Here is an 11,871-nt window from a genome sequence, read left to right on the forward strand (position 1 = left end):
TGGGAAAACCCCTTGCCCGGCGGGCCTCGGCCGGAGTTAACATCCGCGGACATGAACCTCACCGACACCCCCGGCGTCCGCCCGTTCCGTCTCGACATCCCGCAGAGCGACCTGGACGACCTGCACCAACGCCTCGACCGCACCCGCTGGCCCGACGAACTCCCCGGGGTCGGCTGGGCCTACGGAGTTCCGAGGGACTATCTCCAGGAGCTCGTCCGGTACTGGCGGCACGACTACGACTGGCGCGCGGCCGAGGCGCGTCTCAACACTTGGCCGCAGTTCACCACCGAGATCGACGGGGCCCGCCTGCACTTCGCGCACATCCGGTCGCCGGAACCCGACGCGACACCGCTGATCGTCACGCACGGCTGGCCGGGGTCGATCGTCGAATTCACCGACATCGTCGGACCGTTGACCGATCCCCGCGCACACGGCGGCGATCCGGCCGACGCCTTCCACCTGGTCGTGCCGAGCATTCCCGGATTCGGCCTCTCGGGGCCGACCCGCGACACCGGCTGGGAGTTCACCCGGGTCGCCGCCGCGTTCGCCACCCTCATGGAGCGCCTGGGCTACCGGCGCTACGGCGCGCAGGGCGGCGACTGGGGCGGGGCGATCTCGCGTGAACTGGGGCGGTCCCATCCGGAGCGGCTGATCGGCGTCCACCTCAACCTGCTGCCCGGCTCGTCCGCCACCGTGGAACCGACCGCCGGGGAACTCGCCGCGCTGAGCCCCGAGGAGCGCGAGCGCACGCTCGTCTCCTGGCGTCGGGGCCAGGCCTGGAACCGTGAGGAGGGCGGCTACGCGGCGATCCAGGCGACCCGGCCCCAGACGCTCGCCTACGCCCTCACCGACTCGCCGGTCGGCCAACTCGCCTGGATCGCGGAGAAGTTCCGGCAGTGGACGGACTCGGGGGACCGCCCCGAGGACGCCGTGGACCGGGACCTGCTGCTCACCGACGTGATGCTGTACTGGCTGACCGGAACGGCCGGTTCGTCCGCGCGGATCTACTACGAGCGGGCCCACGCGGACTACTGGGGCAAGCCCCCCGAGCCGTCGGTCGCGCCGACCGCCCTCGCCGTCTTCCCCGAGGAGAACTTCGTCCCGCTGCGCCACGTCGCGGAGCGGACCGACCGGATCGTCCGCTGGACCGAGTTCGACCGGGGCGGCCACTTCGCCGCGATGGAGGCGCCGGACCTGCTCGTCGCGGACGTCCGGGCCTTCTTCCGCGAGCTGAGCGCGACCTCCTGAGCGGTCGGTCCCGGCCGCCCGGCCGGGGGACCGGGCCGGCTGATTCGGGGGTCGTGCCGTGCGGCTCTGCCAGGGGCGAATCTGCCGTGGGCCGAGAAGGCGGCTCCGGCGGCGCGGGCGGGTCAAGAGTGGAGTGAGCGGCGAAGCCCGTCGCGCCACGACCAGGAGGAACCATGACGCCAATCGTCACCGGCCGGTCCCCGGCCCTCGCCCCACGGGCCGAGGAGGGCGACACCCCCGCCACCCGCTTCGACGACCATCTGGCCGCGCAGTTGCTGGCACAGCGGATCGTCTTCCTCGGCACCCAGGTCGACGAGGTCTCCGCGAACCGGGTCTGCGCCCAGCTCCTCCTGCTGTCCGCGGAGGACGCCCGCACCGACATCGCCCTGTACATCAACAGCCCGGGTGGTTCGGTGACCGCGGGGCTCGCCATCTACGACACCATGCGGCTCATCCCCAACGACGTCTCCACCCTCGCCATGGGATTCGCCGCCAGCATGGGGCAGTTCCTGCTCAGTGTGGGGACGCACGGCAAGCGCTTCGCGCTGCCGAACGCGCGAATCATGATGCACCAGCCCTCCGCGGGCATCGGCGGCACCACCGCCGACATCGAGATCCAGGCGCAGAACCTGGAGTTCACCAAGCGGGCCGTCGAGCGGATCACCGCGCAGCACACCGGCCAGAGCGAGGAGACGATCTCCCGGGACGGCGACCGCGACCGCTGGTTCACGGCCGAACAGGCCAGGGAGTACGGCATGGTGGACCGGGTGGTGGAGTCGCTCGAGGACGTCCGCCCGGCCGCGTCACGACGACGGATGGGGCTCTGACATGGGGACGTACACGATTCCGAACGTCGTCGAGCGGACCCCGCAGGGCGAGCGGTCGTACGACGTGTTCAGCCGGCTGCTGTCCGAGCGGATCATCTTCCTCGGCACGGAGATCGACGACGGCGTCGCCAACGTCGTCATCGCGCAGCTCCTCCATCTGGAGTCGGCGAGCCCGGAGAGCGAGATCGCCATCTACATCAACTCACCGGGCGGCTCGTTCACTTCGCTCATGGCGATCTACGACACGATGACGTTCGTGCAGGCGCCGATCTCCACGTTCTGTGTGGGGCAGGCCGCCTCGACGGCCGCGGTGCTGCTGGCCGGAGGCGATCCCGGACGGCGGTTCGTGCTGGAGCACGCGCGGGTCCTGCTCGGTCAGCCGGCGAGCGCCGGGCGTCAGGGCACGGTGTCCGACCTCAGCCTTCAGGCCAAGGAGATGCTGCGGATCCGCTCGCAGGTCGAGGAGGTCCTGGCGCGCCACACGCACCACGACCCCGCCACCCTGCGCGCGGACATGGACCGCGACAAGTTCTTCACGGCGCACGAGGCGGTGGAGTACGGGCTCGCGGACGAGGTGCTGAGCCGCCGGCTCGCGCTGATCTGACCCCGGGCCGCCCCGGGGCCGTGGACGTCAGGCGGCGATGCACATGCCGTCGTAGCGGGAGGTCGGGGCGGAGCGGCCCCGGCCGGACACGGCTCCGGACGCCGGACGGCGGGTCAGCTCCCGCTGGGCCAGCGACAGCAGGTCGGTGAGGCCGAGACCGAGGGCGCGCGCGGCGGCGGCGAGGACCTCGGAGGAGGCCTCCTTGCGACCGCGTTCCAGCTCCGAGAGATAGGGCATGGAGATGCGGGCCGCGTCGGCCACGTCCTTGAGCGTGCGTTCCTGCGCGAGCCGCTCACGGCGCAGGACGTCGCCGACGACGTCGCGCCAGAGCGGCTCCTTGGCCGGCGGCCCCGCCGGGACCGCCCCCGGCGCGTGGAGCGGCCAGGGCTCCCGCGGTGTCCGGACCGGGGCGTCGGCCGTGACCGGGTGGCGGGAGGACCCCGCCGCTCCGGCCGGATTCGGGGTCCTGGCCGGAGCCGGACGCAGCGGGATGACGCGGGCTTCGTTCGGCACGTGGTCGCTCACCCCTCCAGCCTAGGAGCCCCGGGCCGTACGGGAAGGGATCGGCGTTGCGCTCTCGGTGAATCCGGCGGTCGGGTCGGGCCATCCGCGGGCGTGCGAGCCGCTCGGGGCGCCGTGGCGGGCCGTCGCTCAGAGCTCCGGGAAGGTGCCCGACGACTTCGGCGCACCGCCGGTCGTGGTGGAGGACGAGAGGTCCGAGGAGGCCGACGACGAGTGGGTCCTCAGGTCGTCGGAGGCCGAGCCGGACGCCGGGGCGGACTCCGTCGCCGTGGAGGGAGGCGCGCTGGACGGGGTCTTCGGGGCCTCCGAGGACGGGGACGACGAAGGCGGCGAACTGCCCGGTGACGCGGACGACGGCGGGCACGAGTCCCCCGCGTCGCACGGGGACGCGGACGTCGACTCGCTCACCGACGGGGAGGGGCTCTCCGGCGGACGGGTCTTCTCGTCGCGGTGCGTGTCGGCGCCCTTGTGCCGGGCGATCCACTCGTTGTTCTCGGGGTCGAAGATGACGAATACGTTGATGACCGTCTTCGAGGGCGCGACGACCACGACGTTCTGCGGCCGGTAGCCCGGCCAGGTGTCTCCGGTCGGCTTCGGCGTGCCCTTCTGCGGAACCGGCGCGAGGAGCGGGTTGCCGCACGCGCAGCGCACCCGGGGCACCCCGTGCGCGTCCACGAGGACGGCCGTCCCCGCTTGGAGGACGGCCTGGTAGCCGGTGGGGGCCCCGGCACGGTAGCCGTGGTTGGTGACGCGGGTGTCCATCCGCAGCTGTACCGGGGTCAGGGAGCGCAGGTACGCGGGGACCGCGGACGGCTGGATGCCCTCCACGGAGGCGAACGCCTTGTTCTTCGCCGGGTCCGCCTTGAGGACGCTGATCTGCTTCTCCACGTCGCAGCTCGCGACGTTGCGGGTACCGCCGTAGAGGCCGGGCGCGGAGCCGCTCACGGCACGGGTCACGTTGGCGGGCTCCGACGAGCCCGAGGCGGTCGGGGTCTGTGGTTCGGTGGAACTGTCGTTCGCGGTCGACTCGGTGAACGGGTCGGGCCCCGTCTTGTCCGCGGCCTGCAGGAAGACCTCGTTGCCGGCGTTCTCGGTCTTCCCGGTCCCTCCGCCGCCGCTGCCGCCGTCGCTGCCGGTGAAGACGATGCCGAGGATCACCGCCGCCGCCACGACGCCGGTGATGAGCGCGACCCGCGGCGCCGACTTCCACCAGGGCCGGCCGGGTCCGCCGCCCTTGCCGTCCGGGCCGGACGATCCGTCACCGGGCCCGGACGGACCGCCCGGCCCGCCTGCTCCCGAGTCGCCCGACCCGTGTCCGCCGGATCCGGGACCGCCCGCTCCGCCGCCCGCGCCGGAGGCGCCGCTGGGTGGTCCGGACGGCGGGGTGCCACTGGGCTGAGTGGGTGTCGGCTCGGAGGGACCTGGCTGCGAGGGGCCCGACAGCGGCCCCGAGGGCGGGCCGGTGGGGCGGCCGGAGGACGGCGGTTCGACGCTCACGAGCTCCTCTTCCCAGTGGAGGGGGCGTCACGGAGCCGAGGCGATATGCACCGGTGTGCGCCTACTTGTTCCACGACGGACCCATTGTGTGCTCCGGTCCGGTGGCACCCGCAAGCTGACGCGGTCGGCCCTCCCGAGGGGCGGAGCCCGCCACGGCTGCTTAGCGTGGCACCGTGAGCCACCAGACGCCGTCCGACCAGCCAGTCGACCGCCGAGCCGCGCGTCCGGCCGCCCGACACGGATGGCTCCAGGCCCTTTTGGCCGTGCTGGCGGGTCTGATCGGCATGTGGGTGGTCGCCGCGCTCGGGCTGTGGGCGTCCGGCGCCACCGACCTTCCCGACAACGCCTACCCGCGGGTGATCGCGGCCACGGTCGTGACCGCGGTCGGCGGCACCATCGCGTTCACCGGAGACGCCGGGGCGATCGCGGACACCAAGGCCGGTCTGACGGTGATTCCGCTGTCGGTGACCCTGGTCGGAGCACTCGTCCTCGCGGCGGGATTCCTGCGGCCGCTGCGACACCGCGCCGTCGCCGGAACGACGGAACTGGCCGGATGGGCCGGGCGGATCGCCCTCCTGTGGGTGCTCGCCCTGGTCGGTCTCGCCCTCGCGGCCCGCCAGGACTTCACCGTGTCCCTCGGCGACGGCACCATCGGAGCGATCGGCGACCTGTTCGGCGCGACACCGAAGGTCGGCTTCGAGGCGGAGACGGGCCCGACCGTCGGGTTCGGGCTGCTGTGGCTGGTGGGGGTGTTCGTGATCGCCCTGCTCGTGTCGCGCGGCGCCCCGCTGCCCGCGCGCCTGTTGCGCTTCCAGGAATCGGTGCGCCCGGCCGCGTACGCCATGGTCGTCCTGCTGCTCACCTGCGTCGGTATCGGCGTGGTCGTCGGGCTGGTGGTCGCGGCGACCCGCGGTCATGTGTCCGAGACGTTCGCCGTGCTGCTCCTCGGCCTGCCCAACCTCGTCTGGCTCGCCTTCACCATCGGGCTGGGCGCCACCTGGAACGGGCGCGTGGACGGGCCGTTCGGGCTGCCGATGCCGCGGGTGCTCGACGAGGTGCTGCGCACCCCGGACGTCTCCACGCTCAACCTGCACAGCCTGGCCGAGCACGACGGCCGGGTCTGGTGGCTGGTGGTGGTCGACGCGGTACTGCTGCTCGGTGCGGCCTTCCTGATGGCGGCCCGCTCACCGGCCCGGATGCGCGCCTGGCAGCACGCGGTGCACATGGCGGTCGCGCTGGCGCTCACCGTCCTCATGATCTGTCTCCTCGGCCGGCTCTCGGCGCACTACGGCCTGTCGATCCTCGGTCTCGGTGACATCGGCGGCGGCCTGAGCGGGGAGATCTTCCTGAAGGCCCAGGTCTGGGGCGCCCTCGGATTCGCCGTGCTGTGGGGGCTCGTCGCCGGTTTCCTCGGCGCGCTCCTGGCCAAGCGGGTCCGCCGCAGGGGTGAGGTCGCACCCCGCTGACACCGGCGCGGGTGCGCCGTCGTCCCGCCGCCGGACGGGTGGCGGACGGGTCAGGAGTGGAACACCGGCCTGGCCCACTCCGGCGGTTCCGGAGGCGGCCCGGGTGGGCCGCCCGTGGAAGGGGCTCCCGCGCGCGCACTCGGCCGTACGCCTTCACCGGTCGCGTCGCCGTGGGCGGCGATCCGCAGCGCGCTCACGAAGCCGAGACAGGAGTCGTAGCGGTCGTCGGGGCTCTTGGCCAGCGCCTTCGCGAGGACGGAGTCGACCGCGACCGGGATGTCGGGACGCTTCGTCGTCAGCGCCGGCGGCTGGTCGTACTGGTGGGCCCACAACAGCGCCATGTCGTCGTCCCGCTGGAACGGCGGCCGGCCGGCCATCGTCTCGTAGACGACGCAGCCGAGACTGTAGACGTCGCAGCGGCCGTCGACGGGCTTGCCGGAGATCTGTTCCGGCGCCACGTAGTCGAGTGTGCCGACGAACTGGCCCACGCTGGTGAACCCGGTCAGCGACAGCGACTTCTTCGTCAACCCGAAGTCCGTGAGGTAGACGTGCTCGGGGTGGTCGCTGTCGGTGCCCTGGGCGACCAGGATGTTGCCCGGTTTCACGTCCCGGTGGACGAGTCCGTGGTCGTGGGCCGCGTCGAGCGCCGAGGCGACCTGGAGCGCGATCCGGGCGGCCACCGTCACGGACAACGGCCCCTCGCGGTCGAGGAGATGACGCAGGTCGCGGCCCGCGACGTAGCGCATCGCGATGTACAGGACGCCGTCCGTCTCGCCCGCCTCGAAGACCGGCACGATATGCGGATGGTCGATCGCCGCGGCCACGCGCGACTCATGGGTGAACCGGCCGCGGAAGGTGTCGTTGCGGGCGAGTTCGGGGGCGAGGAGCTTGAGGGCGACGGTGCGGTCCAGACGCAGGTCCTTCGCCTGGTAGACGACGGCCATCCCGCCGCGGCCGATCTCCCGCTCGATGCGGTAGTCCGCGATGCGCCGTCCGATCAGATCGGACGGCCGTCCCGCGAACGGGCTGGTCTCGCGCCGGGACTCTTCGTCGTCCATCAGCCGTCACCGCCCCCGCGCCCGGCGCGGGCCATCAAGGCCGGCCCCGGTCGTCGTCGAAGGTGACCACGCGGGTGGGTTCGTGCCCGCCCGGTGCGGCGTCCGGCACCGCCCGTGTCTCCTCCTCCTCACGTTCGCGGACCCGGCGCTGCTCCCGCTCCCCGTCCGCAACCGGCTCCCGCTCACGATCCTGCTCCCGCTCGGGCTCCCGGCCCACGACCTCGGTCTCCCGGCCCGCGTCCCGCCGTCGCCCGGGCTCCCCGCCCGCAGCCCGCTCCCCGTCCGCAACCCGCTCCCGCTCACGCTCACGCTCACGATCCTGCTCCCGCTCGGGCTCCCGGCCCACGACCTCGGTCTCCCGGCCCGCGTCCCGCCGTCGCCCGGGCTCCTCGCCCGCAGCCCGCTCCCGCTCAGGTTCCTGGCCCTGGTTCTGCTCCCACTCCCGTTCCCCTTTCCGCTCTCGCTCCTGCTCTCGCTCTCGCTCGGGCGTCTTGTTCCGGGGTGGCTGCCGGTCCCCGACCGGGCCGCGCGCCGGTTCGGGCCGCTGAGGCTCGCGGGCCCGCGCCGGCGGCTGGGGCGGCGACGTGCTCGGGGCGCGTTCGGCCGCGAACGTGCTCAGCCGTGCCCCGTCGCAGAACACCCACCGCTCGTGCGCGCCGTCGTACAGCCACATCGACTCGCCGTCGACGACGACACCGATCCGCCGCCCCTGCGTCCGGGCGCGGAAGGCCTCCCCGTCGACCTGTCCGGCGGCCAGTTCCTCGGCGACCCTGCGGTACTCGGTGAGCGCTTCCTCCACCCGCGCCAGCAGCGGGCGCGGGTCGGCCGTGCGGGCGGGCGGTCCGGTCGCGTCGGGCGGCACCTGCGGTACGCCGATGAGCAGCCGCCCGTCGACCCAGGCGGACCACCCGTTCGCGCAGACGACCCTCCCCCAGTCGCCGAGCCGGTCGACGAGCTGGACGGGAAGCAGCGCGTCGAGCGGGACGGTGGGCCGGGAGGTGTCCGGTGTCTCCCAGGCGGACAGCCCGTCCTGCGGCACGACATGCGTGGGGCGGAAGGCGGGGCTCGTCATCGGCGCCTACTTCCGCATGACGGCGGGCTCGCGCCGCCGCAGCAGGCGGACGACCAGGTAGCCGAAGACGACGGAGAGCACGACGAGCATGCCCATGTTGAGCAGCCAGACGCCCGCCGAGTGCTTGAACAGCGGGTCGCCGGTCAGCTCGCCGGGGACGATACGGGAGAGGCCGATGGTCCCCGCCATCGCGCCCAGGGCCCATCGCGAGGGCACCAGCCAGGCCAACTGCTCGATGCCGGGCACGCCGTGCAGTTTCAGGAGCGCTCCGCAGAACACCACCTGGACGATGGCGAGCAGCACCAGCAGTGGCATCGTCACCTCCTCCTTGCGCACGACGGCGGAGACGAGGAGGCCCAGCATCATCGCGGTGAAGGCGAGCAGGGCCACGGCCAGGGTGATCTCCACCAGCGGGGGCATCAGAACCCCTTTACCGCCGGGCGCGTTGAGGTCGACGCCGAACAGGGCGACGAGGGTCAGCACGACGGCCTGGAGCACGGTGATGGTGCCGAGGACGACGACCTTGGACATCAGGTACGCCGATCTGGACAGTCCGACAGCCCGTTCTCGCTGGTAGATCACGCGTTCCTTGACCAGTTCGCGTACGGCGTTGGCCGCGCCGGTGAGGACTCCGCCGACGCACAGGATGAGCAGCGCGTTCATCGCCGTCTCCTGGGTCAGCTTGCCGCCGGCCAGGGCACGCCCCATCGCGCCCATCACGAAGGGCAGCGCGATCATGATGGCGAGGAAGGTCCGGTCGGCGCCGAGCGCCGCGGCGTAGCGGCGGACCAGGGTGCGCAGTTGGGAGCCCCAGCTCTGGGCCTTGGGCGGCGGCCCGACCACGGCGGCGCCGGTGTCCTCCGAGCGGCGCGGCTGCGAGCTGGAGTTGTCGATGTACTGGCTGTGGAACGGCGAGTCCCGGTACTCCGTCGCCCAGTCCCGGTCCGTGTCGCGCTCGAAGGCCTCGAAGGCCTCGGGCCACTGCTGGTAGCCGAAGAAGGCGAGGGTGTCGTCCGGCGGGCCGTAGTAGGCGACCTTGCCGCCGGGCGCGAGGACCAGGAGACGGTCGCAGACGTCGAGGCTCAGCACGCTGTGGGTGACGACGATGACCGTGCGGCCGTCGTCGGCGAGCCCGCGCAGCATGTGCATCACCGAGCGGTCCATGCCGGGGTCGAGGCCGGAGGTCGGCTCGTCGAGGAAGAGCAGGGACGGCTTGGTGAGGAGTTCCAGGGCGACGCTGACGCGCTTGCGCTGGCCGCCCGAGAGACTGTGGATGGGCTGGTCCACCCGCTGTTCCAGGCCCAGTTCGCCGATCACCTCGTCGACCCTCGCCCGGCGTTCGGCCTTGGCCGTGTCCTGCGGGAAGCGCAGTTCGGCGGCGTAGCCGAGAGCACGTCGGACGGTGAGCTGGGCGTGCAGGATGTCGTCCTGCGGGACGAGGCCGATGCGCTGGCGCAGTTCGGCGTAGTCGCGGTAGAGGTCGCGGCCGTCGTAGAGGACGGTGCCGTGGTCGGCGGGCCGCTGACCGGTGAGCGCGTTCAGGAGGGTCGACTTGCCCGCGCCGCTCGGGCCGACGACCGCAAGGAGGCATTTCTCGCCGACGGGAAACGACACCTGGTCCAGGAGCGTCTTGCGGCCCCGGTCCACCTCGACGGTGAGGTCCTGCACGTCGAGGGAGACCTCGCCGCTGTCGACGTACTCCTGCAGCTCGTCGCCGACCAGACAGAAAGCGGAGTGCCCTATGCCCACGATGTCACCCGGAGTGACCGGGGCGCGGGCGACGGGCTGGCCGTTGAGGAACGTGCCGTTGTGGCTGCCGAGGTCGACGATCTCGTACGTCCCGTCGGGGCTCGCCAGCAGCTCGGCGTGGTGCCGGGAGACGATCAGGTCGTCGACGACGAGGTCGTTGTCGCCGCCGCGGCCGATCCGGACGGTGCGGGACGGCAGTGGCCGCACCGTCGTGGGCTGCCGGAAGGTGCCGGTGGCGGCGGGCACGGAGACGGCGGAGGGGCGTTCGGCGACGGGCGGCGGCCTGCCCACGAGAACGGCGCGCGGGCCGTCGGCTGGACTGCCGAAGCGGATGACACTGCCTGGTCCGACGCCCCATTCGTGGATGCGCCGGCCGTCGGCGTACGTGCCGTTCGTACTGTTCTCGTCCTCCAGCGTCCAGTGCCCGGAGTCGGGGCGCAGCACGGCGTGGTGCCACGAGACCCGGACGTCGTCGATCACGACCTCGCAGAGTGGATCGCGCCCGACGTGGTAGTCGTGGCCCGGACTCATGACCGTCGAGCCCGTCTCGGTTTCGAGGACGAGCTGGGGTGCGATCGCCGCGACGGACCTCTCTGCCATGCCTGAATTCTAGCTATTCGCCCACATCTGCGCCTGATCTGCGCGGGCCGGCGGAACCGCGCCGAGCCTCAGGCGGCGGAAACGCCGAGCGCAGCGGCGGTGCGGTGCATGCGCAGCGCGTCCACCGACTCGGCGAGCAGTTCGTACTCGGTGGTGTCGTCGCTGGTGGAGACGCGGACGAGCTTCCCTGCCGCCAACTCCTCTGCCACCAGCTCCTGTTGGGACGTGTCGCCGCACCAGGCGCGCAGCATGGTGGGGACGTCCGGGACGCTTTCCCCCACCGGGGCGATCGAGTTGGGCGGGAACGTGGGGTCCTCGGGCTGCGGGTCGAGCCGTTCGGCCATCCAGGCCGCCCGGTCCCGCATCCACCACAGGGCGAGGGCCAGCGTGGGGGCCCGATAGGTGCCGAGGGGTACACCGACGCGCCGACCTCCGCACACTCCGTACGCGGTGACGTGGCACAGGAATTCGTCGTGCACGATCGTTCCCCCATAGGCGTCGCTCGTCGCCGGTCCGGCCTCGCTTTCAGTGCGGCTCATGTGCAGTGCACCGTGAGGGTGCGAGGGCGTGGCTGAATCGCCCTGTTAATTGAGTATCGCCACTACTGACACTCTGTCACCATGTGATTCCAGCCAGTCTCTTGGCATATTCAGCGCGGCTCTTGGCCGAAAGGGCATCGGCACTCTTCCGGTCCGCACGGCGGCGGGCGGGCGGGCCATTACCCGCGGGGTAATCGACGCTCCGGCCGGCGCCCGGCAGGGTGGTCGCATCGCGTCCCGGAGCGACACGAAGGCCCGGGACGCGGATCCCGACCATGGATACGTCCCCCGCTGGAGGCTGGTTCACCATGTCCGCGAACTCCGACCGCTACGAGACCGCCGTCACCCGCTACCTGGAGGCCTGGAACACCGGCGAACCCGACGCGCTGGCCAAGGCGGTCGCCGCCGCCTGGACCGCGGACGGCCGTTACACCGACCCGCTCGCCGACGTCAGCGGGCACGAGCAGATCGCGGCCGTGATCGCCGCCGCGCACGAGCAGTTCCCGGGATTCGCGTTCCGGCTGCTCGGCACGGTCGACGGGCACCACGACACGGCGCGCTTCGGCTGGGAGCTGGTCGCCGAGGCGGACGGCTCGGCACCCGTCGCCGGCTTCGACGTCGTGGTCCTGGACGCCGAGGACCGGATCCGCAGTGTGCACGGTTTCCTGGACCGCGTACCGGCCTGAGCC

11 protein-coding genes are annotated in these 11,871 nt (G+C 72.4%); 5 read left to right on the forward strand and 6 right to left on the reverse strand.

From position 1 onward, the window contains the following. Positions 1-51: 51 nt before the first annotated feature. From ACIRQH_RS15850 to ACIRQH_RS15860, 3 genes are all read left to right on the forward strand, one after another. Complete coding sequence (locus ACIRQH_RS15850; protein ID WP_404226221.1) at positions 52-1,248, forward strand: alpha/beta fold hydrolase; 1,197 nt, start codon at positions 52-54, stop codon at positions 1,246-1,248. Positions 1,249-1,421: 173 nt separating this feature from the next. Continuing rightward, positions 1,422-2,075, forward strand: coding sequence for an ATP-dependent Clp protease proteolytic subunit (locus ACIRQH_RS15855; protein WP_358820296.1), 654 nt, complete (start codon positions 1,422-1,424; stop codon positions 2,073-2,075). A gap of 1 nt (position 2,076) precedes the next feature. Beyond that, on the forward strand, positions 2,077-2,679 hold the full coding sequence (locus tag ACIRQH_RS15860) for an ATP-dependent Clp protease proteolytic subunit (protein WP_358820295.1): 603 nt from the start codon (positions 2,077-2,079) through the stop codon (positions 2,677-2,679). A gap of 27 nt (positions 2,680-2,706) precedes the next feature. Here ACIRQH_RS15860 and ACIRQH_RS15865 read toward each other — a convergent pair whose 3' ends face one another. Both ACIRQH_RS15865 and ACIRQH_RS15870 read right to left on the reverse strand, forming a co-directional pair. Then, entirely contained in the window at positions 2,707-3,204 is a 498-nt protein-coding gene (locus ACIRQH_RS15865) for a helix-turn-helix transcriptional regulator (protein ID WP_358820294.1), read from the reverse strand. Between the two features lie 126 nt (positions 3,205-3,330). Continuing rightward, entirely contained in the window at positions 3,331-4,698 is a 1,368-nt protein-coding gene (locus ACIRQH_RS15870; protein ID WP_404226224.1) for a DUF6777 domain-containing protein, read from the reverse strand. 173 nt (positions 4,699-4,871) lie between these two features. Between ACIRQH_RS15870 and ACIRQH_RS15875 the strand changes: the two genes are divergently transcribed. Next, positions 4,872-6,164, forward strand: coding sequence for a streptophobe family protein (locus ACIRQH_RS15875; RefSeq protein ID WP_358820292.1), 1,293 nt, complete (start codon positions 4,872-4,874; stop codon positions 6,162-6,164). A 50-nt stretch (positions 6,165-6,214) separates the two neighbouring features. On the opposite strand, the gene ACIRQH_RS15880 is transcribed toward ACIRQH_RS15875, so the two are convergent. The 4 genes from ACIRQH_RS15880 to ACIRQH_RS15895 all read right to left on the reverse strand — a co-directional run bounded on the left by ACIRQH_RS15880 (position 6,215) and on the right by ACIRQH_RS15895 (position 11,122). Next, a complete protein-coding gene (locus ACIRQH_RS15880; RefSeq protein ID WP_404226227.1) occupies positions 6,215-7,222 on the reverse strand; it encodes a serine/threonine-protein kinase in 1,008 nt (335 codons plus the stop codon). Positions 7,223-7,256: 34 nt separating this feature from the next. Beyond that, positions 7,257-8,294 (reverse strand): hypothetical protein, encoded by a 1,038-nt coding sequence (locus ACIRQH_RS15885; protein WP_404226230.1) that lies wholly within the window; start codon positions 8,292-8,294, stop codon positions 7,257-7,259. A gap of 6 nt (positions 8,295-8,300) precedes the next feature. Then, positions 8,301-10,643, reverse strand: a complete 2,343-nt coding sequence (locus ACIRQH_RS15890; protein WP_404226233.1) for an FHA domain-containing protein — start codon at positions 10,641-10,643, stop codon at positions 8,301-8,303. Between the two features lie 68 nt (positions 10,644-10,711). Beyond that, the gene (locus tag ACIRQH_RS15895; RefSeq protein WP_388873082.1) at positions 10,712-11,122 is read right to left on the reverse strand and encodes a hypothetical protein; all 411 of its coding nucleotides are present in this window, start codon (positions 11,120-11,122) and stop codon (positions 10,712-10,714) included. A 368-nt stretch (positions 11,123-11,490) separates the two neighbouring features. Between ACIRQH_RS15895 and ACIRQH_RS15900 the strand changes: the two genes are divergently transcribed. Beyond that, positions 11,491-11,868, forward strand: a complete 378-nt coding sequence (locus ACIRQH_RS15900) for a nuclear transport factor 2 family protein (protein ID WP_355877559.1) — start codon at positions 11,491-11,493, stop codon at positions 11,866-11,868. Positions 11,869-11,871: the final 3 nt, after the last annotated feature.

It is taken from the genome of Streptomyces sp. NPDC102279 (genome assembly GCF_044766365.1).
Classification (GTDB): domain Bacteria; phylum Actinomycetota; class Actinomycetes; order Streptomycetales; family Streptomycetaceae; genus Streptomyces.

Excerpts from the sequence above, each read along its gene's own strand:
- ACIRQH_RS15855 (WP_358820296.1), top strand. The coding sequence starts at position 1,422 with ATGACGCCAATCGTCACCGGCCGGTCCCCGGCCCTCGCCCCACGGGCC.
- ACIRQH_RS15880 (WP_404226227.1), bottom strand. The coding sequence starts at position 7,222 with ATGGACGACGAAGAGTCCCGGCGCGAGACCAGCCCGTTCGCGGGACGG.
- ACIRQH_RS15890 (WP_404226233.1), bottom strand. The coding sequence starts at position 10,643 with ATGGCAGAGAGGTCCGTCGCGGCGATCGCACCCCAGCTCGTCCTCGAA.
- ACIRQH_RS15860 (WP_358820295.1), top strand. The coding sequence starts at position 2,077 with ATGGGGACGTACACGATTCCGAACGTCGTCGAGCGGACCCCGCAGGGC.
- ACIRQH_RS15900 (WP_355877559.1), top strand. The coding sequence starts at position 11,491 with ATGTCCGCGAACTCCGACCGCTACGAGACCGCCGTCACCCGCTACCTG.
- ACIRQH_RS15850 (WP_404226221.1), top strand. The coding sequence starts at position 52 with ATGAACCTCACCGACACCCCCGGCGTCCGCCCGTTCCGTCTCGACATC.
- ACIRQH_RS15885 (WP_404226230.1), bottom strand. The coding sequence starts at position 8,294 with ATGACGAGCCCCGCCTTCCGCCCCACGCATGTCGTGCCGCAGGACGGG.